This window comes from Frigidibacter sp. MR17.24 (assembly GCF_037095655.1).
Lineage (GTDB): Bacteria > Pseudomonadota > Alphaproteobacteria > Rhodobacterales > Rhodobacteraceae > Frigidibacter.
Genome location: NZ_JBAWKE010000001.1, coordinates 626,220 through 645,185 on the forward strand (window position 1 = coordinate 626,220; position 18,966 = coordinate 645,185).

An 18,966-nucleotide genomic window follows, 5' to 3' on the forward strand; every position below is an offset into this window, starting at 1 on the left:
CTCAGGCGGCTTCCGTCAGGGTGTCGGGATGGCGCGCGAAGTCGAGATCGCGCGACAGCAGCCGCTCGACCGCGGCGCCGAGATCGGCGAGCCCCTGGCGATAGCCGGTGATCGCGCGGGCGAAGTGGTTGTAGACCACCACCGCCGGGATCGCGGCGACAAGGCCGATCGCGGTGGCCAAGAGCGCCTCGGCGATGCCCGGGGCGACGATGGCAAGGTTGGTGGTCTGCGATTCCGAGATGCCGATGAAGCTGTTCATGATGCCCCAGACCGTGCCGAACAGGCCGACGAAGGGCGCGATCGAGCCGATCGTGGCCAGAAGCCCGGTGCCGCGCATCAGCCGCCGGCCGGCCTGCGCCGCGGTGCGGTCGATCTCGGAGCGGACGCGTTCCTTCAGCCCGTCGGGGCCGGCCTTGGCCAGCGCCGGCACCGAGCGGCGGTATTCCAGATGCGCGGCGCGGGCCATGAAGGCGGCGGGATCGGCGCGGCCCTGCAGCGCCTCGGCCGCGCGGCCAAGCGTCGGCGCGCCGGCCAGCACCCGGCCGGTGCGCTTCAGCCGCCCGCGCGCCAGCGCCATCTCGACCAGCTTGTAGACCAGCACCGTCCAGGTCGCGAGCGAGGCCAGCGCCAGAAGGCCCATCACCCCCTTCACCACGATGTCGGCCGCCATGAACATGCCCCAGGGCGACAGGTCGTGCGGCAGCGCCTCGGCTGCGGCCCGCGCCAACGGCGCGGCGGGGGCGGCGGTCGCCGGATCCGCCAAGGCACCGTCCGCGGCGCCCGCCTGCGCCGCGGGGGCGCGGGTCACTTCCGGGGCGGCCTCCGGCGGGGCGATCGCGGGGGCGGCATCGGCGCCGGTCGTCGGCGCGGGGACGGCGGGCGCCTCGGTCGGGATCGCGGGGGCGGCGGCCTCCTGCGCGGCGGCCGGGAGGGCGAGCGTCAGCGACAGCAGGGCGGCGCGGATGCCGGCGGGGAGGTGGGGCATAATTCCGACTCTTTCGATTGGTCAATGCATCCTGACTTTTCCGCTCGGGAATTTCCAGACCGGGGCGGGATATTTTTGACCATATCTGTCGGATATGCGTCGGAGCGGTGCGAACGGCGGCCGGCAGGGCGAATGCGAAACGCCCCCGCAGGTCCTGCGGGGGCGTTTCGGATCGTGTCGATGGTCGCCGGGGCGGTCGGGTGGACCGCCTTCGCGCGCTCAGCGCGCGGCGACGTCGGTGTAGTCGCGGCGCGGCGCACCGACATAAAGCTGGCGCGGGCGGCCGATCTTCAGCTGCGGGTCCGAGATCATCTCTTTCCACTGCGCGATCCAGCCGACGGTGCGCGACATGGCGAAGATGGGCGTGAACATCGAGGTCGGGAAGCCCATCGCCTCGAGGATGATGCCCGAGTAGAAGTCCACGTTCGGATAGAGCTTGCGCTCGACGAAATAGGGATCTTCCAGCGCGATCTTTTCCAGTTCCTTGGCGACCTGCAGGATCGGGTTGTCCTGCACGCCCAGAAGCCCCAGCACCTCGTCCGCCGATTCCTTCATGACCTTCGCCCGCGGGTCGAAGTTCTTGTAGACGCGGTGACCGAAGCCCATCAGGCGGAACGGGTCGTTCTTGTCCTTGGCCCGGGCGATCATTTCCGGGATCCGGTCGACGGTGCCGATCTCGTTCAGCATCTCGAGGCAGGCCTGGTTGGCGCCGCCGTGGGCGGGACCCCAGAGGCAGGCGATGCCGGCCGCGATGCAGGCGAAGGGGTTCGCGCCCGAGGAGCCCGCCAGACGCACGGTCGAGGTCGAGGCGTTCTGCTCGTGATCGGCATGCAGCGTGAAGATCCGGTCCATCGCCTTGGCCAGCGCCGGCTCGACCTTGTAGGCCTCGGCCGGGACCGAGAAGCACATGTGCAGGAAGTTCTCGGCGTAGCTCAGGTCGTTGCGCGGGTACACGAAGGGCTGGCCGATCGAGTACTTGTAGGCCATCGCGGCGATGGTCGGCAGCTTGGCGATCAGGCGGAACGAGGCGACCTCGCGCTGCCAGGGATCGTTGATGTCGGTCGAGTCGTGGTAGAAGGCCGACATCGCGCCGACGACGCCGACCATGGTCGCCATCGGGTGCGCGTCGCGGCGGAAGCCGCGGAAGAAGTTGTGCATCTGCTCGTGCACCATCGTGTGACGGGTCACGGTGGTGGTGAACTTCGACAGCTGCTCGGCCGTCGGCAGCTCCCCGTACAGAAGCAGGTAGCAGACCTCGAGGTAGTTCGACTTCTCGGCCAGCTGGTCGATCGGATAGCCGCGGTACAGCAGCTCGCCCTTGTCACCGTCGATGAAGGTGATCGTCGACTCGCAGGAGGCCGTCGAGGTGAAGCCCGGATCGTAGGTGAACACATCCGCCTGGCCGTAAAGCTTGCGGATGTCCAGCACGTCCGGGCCCGCGGTCGGGGACATCACCGGCAGGTCGAATTCCTTGCCGTCGAGCACGACCTTGGCGCTTCGTTTGGAGTCTGCCATTACCTAACCCTTTCCTCGTACCCGCGGGGGCCCGGACAGGGGCCGCCCTTGGGTCAGTTCAAGGCCTCGTCGCGGGCCTCAGCGCGTCGCGTCGGTCAGGCGGGCGATGACCTCGTCCCGACCGAGGACCAGCATCATGTCGAAGACGCTGGGCGATACCGTTTTTCCGGCGAGGGCGGCCCGGAGCGGCGCGGCAAGCTTGCCGAGACCCAGACCGTGTTCCTCCCCGACCGAGGCCACTCTGGCCTCCAATTCCTCACGCGTCCAGCTAACAGTTTGCAGCTGCGGCGTCAATTCCGACAGTATACCGCGGGATACATCGTCCAGCGCCTTCGCCGCCTTCTCGTCCGGGACGATGGGGCGCTCGACCGTCGCGAAGGCTGCCTTTTCAAGGAGATCGGGGAAGGTCTTCGCCCGTTCCTTGAGCACCGGCATCGCTGCCTGCACCCGCGCACGCGCGGTGTTCGTCAGCGCGGGTTTCGCGGCTGCGGCGAGATAGGCCTCGATTTCCGCAAGCAGCGCGTCGTCGTCGGTCATCGCGATGTGCTGGCCCGAGACATGCTCGAGCTTCTTGAAGTCCAGCCGCGCCGGCGCCCGGCCGATGCCCTCGAGCTCGAACCAGTCCTTCGCCTGCGCATCGGTGAAGACCTCGTCGTCGCCATGGCTCCAGCCCAGCCGCGCCAGGTAGTTGCGCATCCCCGAGGCCGGGTAGCCCATGCCCTGGTATTCCTCGAGCCCGACCGCGCCGTGGCGCTTGGACAGCTTCTTGCCGTCGGGGCCGTGGATCAGCGGGATGTGGGCGAAGACCGGCACGTCCCAGCCCATGCCGCGGAACACCTGGATCTGGCGGGCGGCATTGGTCAGGTGGTCGTCGCCGCGGATCACGTGGGTCACGCCCATGTCGTGGTCGTCGACCACCACCGCGTGCATGTAGGTCGGCGTGCCGTCCGAGCGCAGCAGGATCATGTCGTCGAGCGTCTCGTTCTTGAACGTCACGTCACCCTGCACCCGGTCCTCGACCACCGTCACCCCTTCGCGCGGGGCCTTCAGGCGGATGACGTAGGGCGCGTCGGGATAAGTCGAGGGGTCGGCATCGCGCCAGGGCGACAGGAACAGGGTCGAGCGGTTCTCGGCCCGCGCGGCCTCGCGGAAGGCCTCGATCTCTCCTTGCGTCGAGAAGCACTTGTAGGCCGCGCCGTTCGCCAGCATCTCGCGCGCGACCTCGGCGTGGCGGTCCGAGCGGCTGAACTGGCGCACCGGCTCGCCGTCCCAGTCGAGGCCGAGCCAGGTCAGGCCCTGCAGGATCGCGGCCTCGGCCTCGGGGGTCGAGCGTTCGCGGTCGGTATCCTCGATGCGCAGCAGGAAGGTGCCGCCGTGGCCGCGGGCATAAAGCCAGTTGAACAGCGCGGTGCGCGCGCCGCCGATGTGCAGGTAGCCGGTCGGCGAGGGCGCGAAGCGGGTGACGATCCTGCGCGCGGTCCCGGGGGTGGCGGTGGTGGCGGCGGGGTCCTGGGTGGGGGTCGGGGCGGTCATCTGGCGGCGGATCTCCGTGGGGCGGGCGGGCGCGCGGCTGCCGGCGCAGCCATGCTTAACCCGGCGGTAACCATTGCCCCGCCTGATGAGGCAGGGCTTCGCCGTTCTCTTAGGCACCTGCGGCGGCACGGGCAAGCCGGGGGCGCATGCCGGCAGTGGCCGCGGGCGGGCACGGCGGCGCAACCGGGGCCGCGGCAGGGCCCGGGACTTGGTCTGGGACTTGGTCTGGGGCTTGGTCTGGGGGGGTGCGACCGCGCGGCGGCACCGGCCGGGGCGATGCCGACAGGATCCGTGCGGGCAGGATCCGTGCGGCGGGCGCGGATGTCGGGGACAGGGGCGGCATGGGGATCGTGAAGGCGAGGGCGGGCGAGGCGGGGGCGATGGCGCGGCTGCGGCGCGGGCTGGCGCAGGCGGCCGGCGCGGGCGCGGCGCCGGGGCCGCGGGTGCAGCTGGCCGAGGGGCTGGGCCGGATGCTGCCGCTGGCGCCGGTCGGCTTCGGCCTCGGGATCGCGGCCTGGTTCGCCTGGCCCGGCGACCCGGGCGTGCTGGCCTCGGCCGCGGTCGGTGCGGCGCTGGCCGGGGCGGTGGCGCTGCGCGCGCGCCTGCCCGAGGATCTGCGCCCGCTCGCCCTCGCGCTCGCGCTGGTCGCCGCGGGCTTCCTTGCCGGGGCCGCGCGCACCGCGGCGGTGGCGGCGCCGGTGCTCGGGTTTCGCTATTACGGGCCGGTCGAGGGCCGGGTGGTCGACATCGACCGCAGCTGGTCGGACCGGCTGCGCGTCACGCTCGACCAGGTGCGGCTGCAGGACCTGCGCCCCGACCGCACGCCGGGCCGGGTGCGGATCGCGCTGCATGCCGAGGCCGGGGACTTCCTGCCCGTGCCCGGGATGCGGCTGCGGCTGCTGGGCCACCTGTCGCCGCCCGAGGGGCCGGTGGCGCCGGGCGGCTTCGATTTCCGCAGGCTTGCGTGGTTCGACGGGCTGGGCGCGGTCGGCTATACCCGCCGCCCGGTCGAGGTGCTGGGGCGCGACGGCGGCGGGGCGCTGGCCGCGCATGGCGCGCGGATGGCGATCAGCCGGGCGATGCAGGCGGCGGTGCCGGGGCAGGCCGGCGCCTTCGCCGCGGCGCTGATGACCGGCGACCGGTCGGGGATCGACGGGGCGACGAACGCGGCGATGCGGGGGTCGAACCTGTCGCACATGATCTCGATCTCGGGGCTGCACATGGGGCTGCTGGCCGGCTTCGTCTTCACCGCGGTCCGGCGCGGGCTGGTGCTGGTGCCGGGGGCGGCGCTGCGGCTGCCGGCCAAGAAGATCGCGGCGGCGGTCGCGCTGGTGGCGGCCTCGGTCTACCTCTGGCTCGCGGGGGCCGAGGATGCGACCGCGCGGGCCTGGATCATGACCGCGGTGATGCTGGTGGCGGTGATGATCGACCGGCGCGCGGTGACGCTGCGCTCGGTCGCGGTGGCGGCGATGATCCTGCTTGCGGCGCGGCCCGAGAGCCTGGCCGAACCCGGCTTCCAGATGAGCTTCGCCGCGACCTGCGCGCTGATCCTGAGCTGGCGGCCCTGGCAGGCGGTGGCGCCGCACCTGCCCGCGCCGCTGCGCCCGGTGCTGGCGCTGGCGGTGTCGTCGCTGGTGGCGGGCGGGGCGACGGCGCCGATCGCGGCGGCGCATTTCAACCGCATGGCCGAATACGGGCTGCTGGCCAACATGCTGACCGTGCCGGTGATGGGGGCGCTGGTGATGCCGGCGGGGGTGATCGCGGGGCTGCTGGCGCCGCTGGGGCTTGCGGCGCCCGCGCTCTGGGCGATGGGGATCGGCTGCCGCTGGATCCTGTGGGTCGCGGGCTGGGTCTCGGGGCTCGAGGGGGCGGTGCGGATGGTGCCGGGGCCGCCGCCGGCGGTGCTGCCGCTGCTGGCGGTGGGGGCGGTCGCCGCGCTGGCCGCGCGCGGGGCCTGGCGCGGCCCGGGCGTCGTCGCGATGGCGCTGGCGGCGGGGCTGTGGCTGACGGCCGGGCGGCCGGCGCTGCTGGTGTCGCCCGATGGCGGGCTTCTGGGCGTGCTCGGGCCCGAGGGGCGGGCGCTGTCGCGGCCGAAGGGGTCGGGCTTCGCGGCCGATGCCTGGCTCGAGGATGACGGCGACGGCGCCGACCAGGCCACGGCGGCGGCGCGGCCCGGGCCCGGCGGCGGCCCGGCCTTCACCGGCCCCGACGGCTGGCGCGAGACGCGGCTGGCCGGGGTGCGGGTGATCGGGCTGACCGGCAAGCGGGGGGCGGCGCAGCTTGACGCGGCCTGCGTCGCGGGGGCGGTGGTGATCCTCGACAGCGCCCGGCCCGAGGGCTGGCCCGCCGAGGGCAGCCCGGCCTGCGACCTGTGGGACATGCGCCGCCTGCGCTGGTCGGGCGCGCTGGCGCTGGCACCGGGCCCGGACGGGCTGCGCATCACCTCGAGCCGCGATGTCACCGGCTGGCGCGACTGGACGCGCTAGCGCCGCCACGCCCACCCCGGCCGGTGCCCCGCCGCAAGCGGCGCGCGCCCGCGCCGTCGCGACTACGCGGCCGCCGGACCCAGACGCGCCCTCGCACAGGACCCATCCGCACCGGGGTGTTCCGACAGTTTTTAGGCTGTTCTTTCCGCACTGGGCCTGCCGCGCCGGGCCCGCCAGATTGTGCCCGCCGCGCCGGGCGTCGTGCGCATGGCAAGCCGCACCGGGCCGGGTCGTCCCGGGCCGGCGTGCGGGGAGCGCCCGGGCGGCCTGCGGCAGGGGGACGGCAGGCTGCGGGGCGGCGGCGCGGGCGGTTCAGATCGACAGGCGCTGCGGGGCGGCCGGGTGGCTGCCGTGCGAGCCGCGCTCGCGGTAGGGGGTGGTGGCGTAATGCGCGCGGTAGCATTTCGAGAAATGCGACGGGCTCGCGAAGCCGCAGGCCAGCGCGACGTTGATCACGCTCATGTCCGTCTGCATCAGCAGGTTGCGCGCCTTCGACAGCCGCAGGTCCATGTAGTACCGCTTCGGGCTGCGGTTGAGATAGCGGCGGAACAGCCGCTCGAGCTGGCGCGTCGACATGCCCACGTCCTCGGCGAGGTCGGCCGGCGAGATCGGCTCCTCGATGTTCTGCTCCATCATCTGGATGACCTGGCTCAGCTTCGGGTGGCGCACGCCGATCCGGGTCGGGATCGACAGCCGCTGCGTGTCCTGGTCGGTGCGGATCGAGGAATAGATCAGCTGGTCGGCGACGGTGTTGGCCAGCTCTTCGCCGTGGTCCTCGGCGATCAGCTTCAGCATCAGGTCGATCGAGGCGGTGCCGCCCGCGGTCGACAGCCGGTTGCCGTCGACGACGAAGACCGATTTCGTCAGCCGCACCTCCTCGAATTCCTCGAGGAAGCTGTCCTGGTTCTCCCAGTGGATGGTCGCGCGCTTGCCGTCCAGCAGCCCCGCCTTCGCCACCGCCCAGGACCCGGTGCACAGCCCCCCGATCGCCGCCCCGCGCCGCGCCTCGCGCCGCAGCCAGTTCAGGATCGGCCGCGAGGTCGCCTCGGCCACGTCGATGCCGCCGCACACCAGCACCGTGTCGTCGCGCTCGATCTCGTCGAGCCCCATGTCGAGCCGGAACGACGCCCCGTTCGAACAGGTGGCCGAGCTGCCGCCTTCGCCCGCCAGCTTCCAGACGTAGATCTCGCGCCCCGCCACGCGGTTGGCGATGCGCAGCGGCTCGATCGCGCCGGCGAAGCTGAGCATGGTGAAGCGGTCCAGCAGCAGGAATACGAAGCGGCGCGGGTCGGGATCGCCCGCGCGCTTGCCCTTGCCCGCCTCCTTGGCAACGGCGCGCGCCCCGGACGCGGGCCGGCCTTCGGCGACGCGGGGGGCTTGCATGCGGGGGAGCGGCGATTCCATGCGTCCGGTGGCCATTTTGCGACCCAGATATGTCGTTTCGGAAGGCACAGAAGCAGGGAATCTTTGCCGCCGCAAGGGCCTCGTGACGCGGTGCATTGACAACCGTCGGTCGCGGCCTAGCGGCGGTCGTTTCCAGCCTGCGCCAGGCGCCGAAACCGGCAGGATCGCGCCGCGCTGCGGCGGGGATTGCCGGGAATGATGGCTAGGCAGGGCGGACGCGGCCCGCTATAAGCCCGCCGTCGTCCGCGCGGGGCCCCGACGGGGCCGTACAGGCGCGGCGGCGCCTGAGCTTTGGAGGGACCCCGAATGACCAAGGGCTGGACGAAATCGGACTGGCGCGCGAAACCGCGGATCCAGATGCCGGACTATCCGGATGCCGCGGCGGTGGCGACCGTCGAGGCGCAGCTGTCGAAATATCCGCCGCTGGTCTTCGCCGGCGAGGCGCGCAAGCTGAAGGCCGCGCTTGGCGCCGCCGCCGAGGGCCGGGCCTTCCTGCTGCAGGGGGGCGATTGCGCCGAGAGCTTCCAGGAGTTCAGCGCCGACAACATCCGCGACACCTTCAAGGTGATGCTGCAGATGGCGATCGTGCTGACCTGGGGCGCCAAGGTGCCGGTGGTCAAGGTCGGGCGCATGGCCGGCCAGTTCGCCAAGCCGCGCAGCGCCCCGACCGAGGTGATCGGCGGCGTCGAGCTGCCGAGCTATCGCGGCGACATCATCAACGGCTTCGAGCCGACGCCCGCGGCGCGGATCCCGGACCCGGCGCGGATGCTGCAGGCCTATACCCAGGCCGCGGCCTCGCTGAACCTGCTGCGCGCCTTCTCGACCGGCGGCTATGCCGACATCCACCGGGTGCAGACCTGGATGGCGGGCTTCATCGAGGAGCCGGCGGCGGCGAACTATCGCAACATCTCGCAGCGGATCGAGGATGCGCTCGATTTCATGACCGCGGCCGGCGTCACCGGCGAGACCGCGCATGAACTGGCCTCGGTCGACTTCTACACCAGCCACGAGGCGCTGCTGCTGGAATACGAAGAGGCGCTGGCGCGGATCGACTCGACCACCGGCCTGCCGGTCGCGGGCTCGGGCCACATGATCTGGATCGGCGACCGCACCCGCCAGCCCGACGGCGCCCATGTCGAGTTCTGCCGCGGCGTGCAGAACCCGATCGGCCTGAAATGCGGCCCCTCGACCACGGCCGAGGATCTCAAGGTGCTGATGGCCAAGCTGAACCCGGAGAACGAGGCCGGCCGGCTGACCCTGATCGCGCGCTTCGGCGCGGGCAAGGTCGGCGACCACCTGCCGCGGCTGATCCGCACCGTCGAGGCCGAGGGCGCCAAGGTCCTGTGGTCCTGCGACCCGATGCACGGCAACACGATCAAGGCGGCCTCGGGCTTCAAGACCCGGCCCTTCGACAGCGTGCTGCGCGAGGTGCGCGAGTTCTTCGCGGTCCACAAGGCGGAAGGCACCATCCCGGGCGGCGTGCATTTCGAGATGACCGGCCAGGACGTGACCGAATGCACCGGCGGCGTGCGCGCGGTGACGGACGAGGACCTGTCCTCGCGCTATCACACCGCCTGCGACCCGCGCCTGAACGCCAGCCAGGCGCTCGAGCTGGCCTTCCTCGTCTCCGAGGAGCTGAACGACCGCCGCCGCCTCGCGCGCGCCGCCGGCTTCTGAGGCCCGCCCGATCCCGCTCCGCAAGGGCCCGCCACGCGCGGGCCCTTCGCTTTTGCCGCTTTCCGCACCGGCCCCGCCGGGCTAGAGGGACCCATGAGCCAGACTTCCTCCGCTTCGCTGCCGGGTTTCGATCCCGCCACCCGTCCCGTCGTGCGCCTGCGCCCCAAGGCCGAGGCCCGGGCGATCCGCCACGGCTTCCCCTGGGTCTATGCCGACGAGCTGGTCACCGACCGGCGCACGCAGGCGCTGACCCCCGGCACCCTCGCGGTGCTCGAGGATGCCGAGCGCCGGCCGCTCGGCACCGTCACCGTCAATCCGCGCTCGAAGATCATCGCGCGGATGCTCGACCGCGATCCGGGCGCGGTGATCGACCGCGCCTGGCTCGCCGCCCGGCTGCGCCACGCGCTCGGGCTGCGCGAGCGTCTCTATGACGCGCCGTTCTACCGGCTGGTCCATGCCGAGGCCGACGGCCTGCCGGGCGTCATCGTCGACCGCTTCGGCGCGGCGGCGGTGATCCAGCCGAACGCCGCCTGGTCCGAGGCGCTGATCGACGATCTGGCCGCGGCGCTGGCCGAGGTCACCGGGGTCGAGACCGTCGTCAAGAACGGCTCGGGCCGGGCGCGGGGCCTCGAGGGGCTGGCGGAAGAGACGGTGATCCTGTCGGGCGCGCTCGACGGGCCGGTGCCGGTGTCGATGAACGGGGCGACCTACATGGCCGACCTGGTGGGCGGGCAGAAGACCGGCCTGTTCTTCGACCAGCGCCCGAACCACGCCTTCGCGGCCTCGCTCGCGCGGGGGGCGCGCGTGCTCGACGTCTTCAGCCATGTCGGCGGCTTCGCGCTGGCCTGCCTTGCGGGGGGCGCGGTCTCGGCGCTGTCGGTCGACGCCTCGGCCACGGCGCTGGCGCTGGCAGAGCAGGGCGCCGCCGCGGGCGGCATGGCCGAGCGCTTCGCCACCCGCGCGGGCGATGCCTTCGACACGCTCGACGCGCTGAAGGCCGAGGGCGCGGGCTATGACCTCGTGATCTGCGACCCGCCCGCCTTCGCCCCGGCCAAGCCTGCGCTCGAGGCGGGGCTGCGCGCCTACGAGCGGGTGGCGCTGAAGGCCGCGGCGCTGGTCGCGCCGGGGGGCTACCTGGTGCTGTGCTCGTGTTCGCACGCGGCCGATCTCGCCAGCTTCCGCAACGCCTCGGCCCGCGGCATCGGCCGCGCCGGGCGCCGGGGGCAGCTGATCCACACCGGTTTTGCCGGCCCCGACCACCCGATGCTGCCGCAGCTTGCCGAAAGCGGCTATCTCAAGGCCGTGGCGTTCCGGCTCGACTGATGGCGGTGCTGCTCGACGCCTGCGTCCTCTATCCGACGGTCCTGCGCGAGATCCTGGTCGGCCTCGCGCGCGAGGGGCTGTTCGCGCCGCTCTGGTCCGAGCGGATCCTCGAGGAATGGGCGCGGGCGGCGCGGCGGTTCTCGCCCGCCGACGAGCTGATCGCGCGGGGCGAGATCGCGACCCTGCGCGCGGCCTTCCCCGCGGCCTCGGTCCCGGTGCCCGAGGCCGCGGCCGAGGCGCTGGACCTGCCCGATCCGAACGACCGCCACGTGCTGGCGGCGGCGATCGCGGGGCGGGCCACGGCGATCGTGACCTTCAACCTGCGCGATTTCCCGGGCTGGGCGCTGGGGCCGCACGCGATCCGGGCCGAGCATCCCGATCCGTTCCTGCTGGGGCTGCTGGCGCGCGACCCGGCGCGGGTCGAGCGCGTGGTCGAGGGCGTGCGCGCCACCGCCGAGCGGCTCTCGGGCGAGCGGCAGGAGATCCGGGCACTGATGAAGCGCGCGAAATGCCCCCGGCTCGGCAAGGCGCTCGCCCGCGGGTGACGCAGCGTGACGTTTGCAGAATTAACCAACTAGTAACTACGGCTGTGATCGGATCTGTCTTCCTTCGGGGAGTGAAGATCCATGCCGTCAAGCTTTGAACAAGCCGTCAGTGCCTTGCCGGCACCTGCCGCCGCGGTGTTTCGCGAGCTGGACATGCATCCGGATTTCGACTGCGCCGCACTTCGGATGCAGATGACGGTGCGCCGCCGCGGTGAAAAGGTCGGTGGCCTGAACCGCAGGACGGGCGAATGGTATCTCTCCAAAGTCTACGTCGCGAACCATGATGCGGCGAAGCTCGCGGAGCGGCACGGCTTCGCGCTGCTACTGAAGCGGCCCGATCATTTTTACTGGGGTCGCAGCGGGCCAGACGCGTCGGATGCCTTTCTGAGTGCGGTCCGTGACATCGCCCGGTGTCGTCCATAAGAGCTGGCTGATCGACATCGCGAGTGGCGCGGCGTCCGCCCACATGTCGCGCGCCGCCCGGGCCCGCAGGCTGACGCGGGCATGGCCGGTGCGCGACCTTCCGCCCCGGCGGCCAAGGCTTGCGGCCCGGCGGGCGCGGCCCTAGGTTGCGCCGCAATTCCGCAAGGGCCAAGGAGAGGCGCGATGGCGCAATCACCGCGCAAGCTGTTCGAAGAGGTGGGCACCGGCACCAGGGCGCCGACCCCGCAGGGCGGCATGATCGAGACCCGCTCGGGCGGCGGCGCCCGCGGCTGGATCCGGGCCTGGCTGGCGGTGCTGTTCGTCATGGTCATGGTGATGATCGCCGTCGGCGGCGCCACCCGGCTCACCGATTCCGGCCTGTCGATCACCGAGTGGAAGCCGGTCACCGGCGCGCTGCCGCCGACCTCGCAGGACGACTGGCAGCGCGCGTTCGACCTGTACCAGCAAAGCCCGCAGTACCGGCTGATGAACAGCGAGATGACGCTGCAGGGGTTCAAGAGCATCTACTGGTGGGAATGGGGCCACCGCCAGCTTGGCCGCGCGATCGGGCTGGTCTGGGCGCTTGGCTTCTTCGGCTTCCTCGCCGCGCGCAAGATCCCGGCGGGCTGGACGGGCCGGCTGTTCGCGCTGGGGGTGCTGGGCGGCCTGCAGGGCGCGATCGGCTGGTGGATGGTGGCCTCGGGGCTGACCGGCGACATGACCTCGGTCGCAAGCTACCGCCTGGCCACGCATCTCGGCCTTGCCTTCGCGATCCTCGGCTCGATCGCGTGGTTCTTCCTCTCGCTCGGCCGCCCCGAGGCGGCGCTGCTCCAGGCCCGCCGCCAGCGCGAGGCGAAGCTTTACGGCATGGCCACGGGGCTTTTGCACCTCGCGTTCCTGCAGGTGCTGCTGGGCGCGCTGGTCGCGGGCATCGACGCCGGCCGCGCCTTCCCGACCTGGCCCTCGATGAACGGCGAATTCTTCCCCTCGGACGCCTTCTACCTGCCGCAGGCCGACGGCTCCAACGCGCCCGCCTGGCGCGCCTTCTTCGAAAGCGCCGGGCTCACGCAGTTCATCCACCGCATGGTGGCCTACCTGCTCGTGGTCTTCGGCCTCGTGGTCTGGAACCGCGGCCGCCGCTCGCCCCATGCCCAGACCCGCGGCGCCTTCCACGCGATGGCGGTGATGCTGGCGGTGCAGGTGGCGCTCGGGATCATGACCGCGGTCCATGCCGCGCCGCTCGGCCTCGGGCTTGCGCACCAGGTCGGGGCCGTGATCCTGTTCACCCTGATCCTGCGCGCGCGCCATGCCGCGCAATATCCCCATGTCCAGTCGCTCAGAGGTGCCCGGTGACCGCCTTCGCAGATCTCAAGACCTTCCTGCGCGACACCGAGGCGCTGTCGCAGATTGCCGGCCGTCTCGGCTGGGACCAGGAGACGATGATGCCCCGGGGGGCTGCGCTGCAGCGCGGCGACGAGATGGCGGCGATCGAGGCGGTGATCCATGCCCGCCGCACCGACCCGCGCCTTGGCGACTGGCTCGCCGCGGCCGAGGCCCCCGATGCCGAGGGCGCGCGCCTGCTGGAGCTGACGCGCCGCAGCTACGCGCGGGCCTGCTGCATCCCCGACCGGCTGGCGGCCGAGCTGGCGCGGCTGACCTCGCTGTCGCACGGGATCTGGGCCGAGGCGCGGGCCGCGGGCGACGTGCAGCACTTCCTGCCGACGCTGCGCCTGGTGGTGATGCTGCGGCGCGAACAGGCGCAGGCCTGGGCCGAGGGCACCGCGGCGACCACCGCCTATGACGCCCTGCTCGAGGAATACGAACCCGAGACCACCGCCACCGACATCGCCGCGATCTTCGACCGGATGCGCCCGCGTCTGGTCGCCCTGCGCGAGCGCATCCTGGGCGCCGCCTACCAGCCCGCGCCGCTCTCGGGCACCTTCGGCGCCGAGGCGCAGCTGCGGCTGTCGCGCAAGGTGGCCGAGGCCTTCGGCTACGACTTCACCCGCGGCCGCATCGACCTTGCCGTGCACCCGTTCTCCTCGGGCTCGGGCGCGGACGTGCGCATCACCACCCGGGTGATGGAAAGCGATCCGTTCAACTGCCTCTACTCGACGATCCACGAGGTCGGCCACGCCACCTACGAACAGTCGGTCGACCCGGCCTATGCGCTCAGCCCGCTCGGCCAGGGCGTGTCGATGGGCGTGCACGAAAGCCAGAGCCGGATCTACGAGAACCAGCTGGGCCGCTCGGCCGCCTTCACCGGCTGGATCTTCGGGCAGATGCGCGCCGAGTTCGGCGATCTCGCGCTCGAGACGCCCGAGGCGTTCCACGCCGCGGTCAACCGCGTGGGCCCGGGCTTCATCCGCACCGAGGCCGACGAGATCCACTACAACCTGCACGTGATGATGCGCTTCGACCTCGAGCGGCAGCTGATCGGCGGCGATCTCGACGTGGCCGACCTCGAAGAGGCATGGAACGCGCGCTTCCTGGCCGATTTCGGCGTCGCGGTGCCGCGCCCGCAGGACGGCATGCTGCAGGACGTGCACTGGTCGGCGGGCCTCTTCGGCTATTTCCCGACCTATGCTCTGGGCAATGTCTACGCGGGCTGCCTGATGCAGGCGATCCGGCGCGACATCCCCGATCTCGACCGAAGCCTCGCCCAGGGCGATCCCTCGCCCGCCACCGCCTGGCTGGCCGAGCGGGTCCAGCGCCACGGCGCGCTGCACGCGCCGCGCGCGGTGATCACCGCCGCCTGCGGCACGGCACCGACCGAGGCGCCGCTCCTCGACTATCTCGAGGCGAAATTCGCCGCGATCTACCGCCTCTGACCGAAGACGCCCGGCGCCCGTGACGGCCCCGGGCGCCGCCGCAGCAGGGCCCCCCGCGGCCGCCCGACCCGCGACCCGGGCCGGCACGTGCGACAGCACGGTCGCGGCCCAGCCCCCCGAGGCTTTCGACTTTGTCCAAATATCCCGGGGGGCCGCGCGTCAGCGCGGCGGGGGCAGCGCCCCCTCCCGGCCGGCCGCGGGGCTCAGAACCCCGGCAGCAGCGATCCCAGCCCGCGTTCCCCGAAGGTCGCCTGCTGTTCGCGCCCGAAGCGGAACTTGGCGCCGAGCCCGACGAAGGTGTCGCCGTCGTCATAGCCGTCGACATCGCCGTTCAGCTTGCCAAGCTCGGTGTAGAAGCTCACCCCCGGCAGCGAATAGCTGGCCGTCAGCGCCAGCCGCGTCGCCTCGGTGCCGTGCTCGAGGTTCATGTAGTCGACCTTGCCGCCGATCGCGACGCTCTCGCTCAGCGGGTAGTCGGCCTGGGCGCCGAGGATGTTGCCGTTCACGTCGCCCGCGAAGGCGCGCGAGACATAGCCCTGCAGCTTGACCCCGCTGTAAAGCGTCGTCGCCGCCTCGAGGCCCAGCTGCTCGCTGTCGTAATCCTGCAGCCCCTCGGCCTGGTAGAAGGCGCCGACCGCGGTGTCGGGCATGGTCATGACATAGCCGTGCAGGCCCGCGGCGGTGCTGGTGTCGTCAAGGAAGTCGAGCTGGCGCGCGGCGAGATCGCCCTGCAGGCCGAACATCGGCCCCAGCTGGAAGTCGAACTGGCCCGAGGCGCCGTATTTCGACAGGTCGTCGTCATCGGTGAAGGTCGAATACGACAGGTCGACCGTGCCACCCTTGAACTCGGCATGGGCCGCGGGCGCGAGAAGCGCCGCGAACATGGCCGATCCGGTGGCGAGGGCCGCGAGGCGCGCGCGTGTCATGGGACTGCTCCTGCTTCGTTTCGTCAGGGTTAGCGGCCGGGTCTCTGTCGCCCGTGCCTTGATCGCAGCATGCCCGAAAACCGGCGCCGGCGACAGTCGAACCCGTCGGGATCGGCCGGCCTCCGCCTTTCGTGACCTGTGCGTGAGGGAAAGCCGCCGGGGCCGCCCCGGGTTCCGGCGATCCGGGCGCGGGGCCGCAAAAAACCGCACCCGAAAACCCGCACCGGAAAACCGCAATGAAAAACCCGCACCGGCCGGGCCGGTGCGGGTCCTGTCGTCGATCCGGGCGCGGCGGATCAGTCCTCGCCGGCGCCGCCCTCGGGGCCGGGTGCCTCGGGCGCCCCGGGCGTCTCGGGCGGGGTCGCGGCGGCATCGGTGCCGCCCTCGGCCTCTTCCTCGGCCTGCTCGCCGATATGGGCGACCGACACGACCTCTTCGCCGGTGGCGGTGTCGAAGACCTTGACCCCGCCGGCCGAGCGCGACCGGAACGAGATCCCCTCGACCGGCACGCGGATCGACTGGCCGGTCGAGGTCGCGAGCATCACCTGGTCACCCATCTCGACCGGGAACGAGGCGACGAGCGCGCCGCCGCGCATGGTCTTCTCGAAGGCGGTGACGCCCTGGCCGCCGCGGCCGCGGACCGGGAAGTCGTGGCTGGACGAGATCTTGCCAAGCCCGCGCGCGGTGATGGTCAGGATGATGTCCTCGGCCGCCGACATCTCGGCATAGCGCTCGACCGACAGGGCGCCGGCCTCGACGCCCTCGTCCTCGTCATCCGCGGCCTCGTCCTCGGTCACGCCGGCCATCAGGCGGCGCTGCTTGAGATAGGCCACGCGCTCCTCGCTCGTGGCCTCGAAGTGGCGGATGACCGACATCGACACCACGCGGTCGCCCTCGGCCACCAGCCGGATGCCGCGCACCCCGGTCGAATCGCGGCCCTTGAAGATCCGCACCTCGGGGACGGGGAAGCGGATCGCGCGGCCCGCGGCGGTGACCAGCATCACGTCGTCGTTCTCGTCGCAGATGCGCACGTTCACCAGGCTCACGCCCTCGTCCAGGCGCATGGCGATCTTGCCGTTGCGCTTGACGTTGGCGAAGTCCGACAGCGCGTTGCGGCGCACGTCGCCGACCGAGGTGGCGAAGAAGACCTGCAGGTTGTCCCACTCGGCCTCGGGCTCGTCGATCTTCAGCAGCGCCGCGACCGAGATGCCGGGCACGATCGGCAGCAGGTTGACCAGCGCCTTGCCGCGCGTGGTGCGCGCGCCCAGCGGCAGCCGCCAGCACTTCAGGCTGTAGACCATGCCGTCGGTGGTGAAGAACAGCAGCTGGGTGTGCGTGTTGGCGACGAACAGCGTGGTGACCACGTCGTCGTCCTTCATCGACATCGACGCCAGCCCCTTGCCGCCGCGCCGCTGCGAGCGGAACTCGCTGAGCGGCGTGCGCTTGATGTAGCCGCCCGAGGTGATGGTCACGACCATGTCCTCGCGCTCGATCAGGTCCTCGTCGTCGAGATCGCCGGCCCAGTCGATGATCTCGGTCCGGCGCGGCACGGCGAACTGCTCGCGCACGGCGCGCAGCTCGTCCGAGATGATCGCCATGATCCGCTCGCGCGAGCCCAGGATGTCGAGATAGTCGCGGATCTTCGCGGCCAGCTCCTGCAGCTCGTCGGTGACCTCCTTCACGCCCATCGCGGTCAGGCGCTGCAGCCGCAGCTCGAGGATGGCGCGGGCCTGGGTCTCGGACAGGTTGTAGGTCCCGTCCTCGTTCATCTTGTGGGTCGGATCGTCGATCAGCTGGATGTATTCGGCGATGTCATGCGCCGGCCAGCGCCGGGTCATCAGTTTCTCGCGCGCCTCCGCCGGGTCGGCCGAGGCGCGGATCGTCGCGACCACCTCGTCGACGTTCGACACCGCGACCGCCAGGCCGCACAGCACGTGGCTGCGCTCGCGTGCCTTGCGCAGCTCGAAAGCCGTGCGCCGGGCAACGACTTCTTCGCGGAAGGTGACGAAATGGGTGAGGAAGTCGCGCAGGGTCAGCTGCTCGGGCCGGCCGCCGTTCAGCGCCAGCATGTTGCACCCGAACGAGGTCTGCAGCGGGGTGAAGCGCCACAGCTGGTTCAGCACCACGTCGGGCGTCGCGTCGCGCTTCAGCTCGATCACCACGCGCACGCCGAAGCGGGTGGATTCGTCCTGGACGTGGGCGATGCCCTCGATCTTCTTGTCGCGCACCAGCTCGGCGATCTTCTCGATCATCGTGGCCTTGTTGACCTGGTACGGGATCTCGTCGACGACGATGGCGTAGCGGTCCTTGCGGACCTCCTCGACCCGGGTCTTGGCGCGCACGATGACCGAGCCGCGGCCCTCGAGATAGGCCTTGCGGGCGCCGCCGCGGCCCATGATCTGGCCGCCGGTGGGGAAGTCGGGCGCGGGCACGATCTCCATCAGCGCCTCGGTCGACATGTCGGGATTGTCGATCAGCGCGAGGGTTGCGTCGACGACCTCACCCAGATTGTGAGGCGGGATGTTCGTCGCCATGCCGACCGCGATGCCGCCGGCGCCGTTGACCAGCATGTTGGGATAGCGGGCGGGAAGGACGGTCGGTTCCTTGTCCTTGCCGTCGTAGTTGTCCTGGAAGTCGACGGTGTCCTTCTCGATGTCGTCGAGAAGCGCCTGCGCGGCCTTGGCCATGCGGACCTCGGTGTAGCGCATGGCCGCCGCGTTGTCGCCGTCCATCGAGCCGAAGTTGCCCTGGCCGTCCAGCAGCGGCAGCGACATCGAGAAGTCCTGCGCCATCCGCACCAGCGCGTCGTAGATCGCGGCGTCGCCGTGGGGGTGGTATTTCCCCATCACGTCGCCGACCGGCCGGGCCGACTTGCGGTAGGACTTGTCGAAGGTGTTGCCGGTCTCGTGCATCGCGAACAGGATCCGGCGGTGCACCGGCTTCAGCCCGTCGCGCAGGTCCGGAATCGCGCGGCTGACGATCACCGACATCGCATAGTCGAGATACGCGGTCCGCATCTCTCCCGAGATCGAGACCTGCGGCCCGTCATGCGCCATGCGGAACGGCTTTTCGTCCATGTTGTCTGGGGTTTCCGGATCGTCGTTCACGTTGCCTGTCCGCCTTGCCGGTCGTGTCAATATTTAGTCGTGCGGGACTATAGACCATCCCATCCATAGGGTGCAATGGCGCGGCGGCACCGCGGTCGGCAGCCAGCGACCGAGAGTGCCAACACACTGTTTTTGTTGAAAAGAAACAGAATCGTGACACCATCGGGGGCAGGGTGGTGCAAAGGAGTCGCGATGGACAGCCACGGGACGG

General features: G+C 71.4%; 13 protein-coding genes. 7 read left to right on the forward strand and 6 right to left on the reverse strand.

Annotation, left to right across the window (positions count from 1 at the left end; all coding sequences use genetic code 11):
- Position 1: 1 nt before the first annotated feature.
- The 3 genes from exbB to gltX form a co-directional block, all read right to left on the reverse strand.
- Positions 2–985, reverse strand: a complete 984-nt coding sequence (gene exbB / locus V8J39_RS02945) for a tonB-system energizer ExbB (RefSeq protein WP_336459372.1) — start codon at positions 983–985, stop codon at positions 2–4.
- Between the two features lie 219 nt (positions 986–1,204).
- A complete protein-coding gene (gltA, locus tag V8J39_RS02950) occupies positions 1,205–2,500 on the reverse strand; it encodes a citrate synthase (RefSeq protein ID WP_336459373.1) in 1,296 nt (431 codons plus the stop codon).
- Positions 2,501–2,578: 78 nt separating this feature from the next.
- Complete coding sequence (gene gltX, locus V8J39_RS02955) at positions 2,579–4,033, reverse strand: glutamate--tRNA ligase (RefSeq protein WP_336459374.1); 1,455 nt, start codon at positions 4,031–4,033, stop codon at positions 2,579–2,581.
- A gap of 341 nt (positions 4,034–4,374) precedes the next feature.
- On the opposite strand from gltX, the gene V8J39_RS02960 reads away from it, so the two are divergent.
- Positions 4,375–6,519 (forward strand): ComEC/Rec2 family competence protein, encoded by a 2,145-nt coding sequence (locus tag V8J39_RS02960; RefSeq protein ID WP_336459375.1) that lies wholly within the window; start codon positions 4,375–4,377, stop codon positions 6,517–6,519.
- Positions 6,520–6,831: 312 nt separating this feature from the next.
- Here V8J39_RS02960 and V8J39_RS02965 read toward each other — a convergent pair whose 3' ends face one another.
- On the reverse strand, positions 6,832–7,767 hold the full coding sequence (locus tag V8J39_RS02965; protein ID WP_336460177.1) for a GlxA family transcriptional regulator: 936 nt from the start codon (positions 7,765–7,767) through the stop codon (positions 6,832–6,834).
- A 462-nt stretch (positions 7,768–8,229) separates the two neighbouring features.
- Here V8J39_RS02965 and V8J39_RS02970 point away from each other — a divergent pair, with 462 nt between their 5' ends.
- From V8J39_RS02970 to V8J39_RS02995, 6 genes are all read left to right on the forward strand, one after another.
- On the forward strand, positions 8,230–9,600 hold the full coding sequence (locus tag V8J39_RS02970; RefSeq protein WP_336459376.1) for a class II 3-deoxy-7-phosphoheptulonate synthase: 1,371 nt from the start codon (positions 8,230–8,232) through the stop codon (positions 9,598–9,600).
- A gap of 93 nt (positions 9,601–9,693) precedes the next feature.
- A complete protein-coding gene (locus V8J39_RS02975) occupies positions 9,694–10,923 on the forward strand; it encodes an RSP_2647 family RNA methyltransferase (protein ID WP_336459377.1) in 1,230 nt (409 codons plus the stop codon).
- A complete protein-coding gene (locus V8J39_RS02980; protein WP_336459378.1) occupies positions 10,923–11,468 on the forward strand; it encodes an RSP_2648 family PIN domain-containing protein in 546 nt (181 codons plus the stop codon). The genes V8J39_RS02975 and V8J39_RS02980 overlap by 1 nt, the downstream gene beginning before the upstream one ends.
- Before the next feature lie 81 nt (positions 11,469–11,549).
- The gene (locus V8J39_RS02985; RefSeq protein ID WP_336459379.1) at positions 11,550–11,891 is read left to right on the forward strand and encodes a hypothetical protein; all 342 of its coding nucleotides are present in this window, start codon (positions 11,550–11,552) and stop codon (positions 11,889–11,891) included.
- 183 nt (positions 11,892–12,074) lie between these two features.
- On the forward strand, positions 12,075–13,244 hold the full coding sequence (gene ctaA / locus V8J39_RS02990; RefSeq protein ID WP_336459380.1) for a heme A synthase: 1,170 nt from the start codon (positions 12,075–12,077) through the stop codon (positions 13,242–13,244).
- Entirely contained in the window at positions 13,241–14,722 is a 1,482-nt protein-coding gene (locus tag V8J39_RS02995; RefSeq protein ID WP_336459381.1) for a carboxypeptidase M32, read from the forward strand. Before ctaA ends, V8J39_RS02995 begins: the two co-directional genes overlap by 4 nt.
- Positions 14,723–14,925: 203 nt before the next feature.
- On the opposite strand, the gene V8J39_RS03000 is transcribed toward V8J39_RS02995, so the two are convergent.
- Together V8J39_RS03000 and gyrA are read right to left on the reverse strand one after the other, a co-directional pair.
- On the reverse strand, positions 14,926–15,648 hold the full coding sequence (locus V8J39_RS03000) for a hypothetical protein (protein WP_336459382.1): 723 nt from the start codon (positions 15,646–15,648) through the stop codon (positions 14,926–14,928).
- Between the two features lie 296 nt (positions 15,649–15,944).
- Entirely contained in the window at positions 15,945–18,755 is a 2,811-nt protein-coding gene (gene gyrA / locus V8J39_RS03005) for a DNA gyrase subunit A (RefSeq protein WP_336459383.1), read from the reverse strand.
- Positions 18,756–18,966 lie beyond the last annotated feature (211 nt).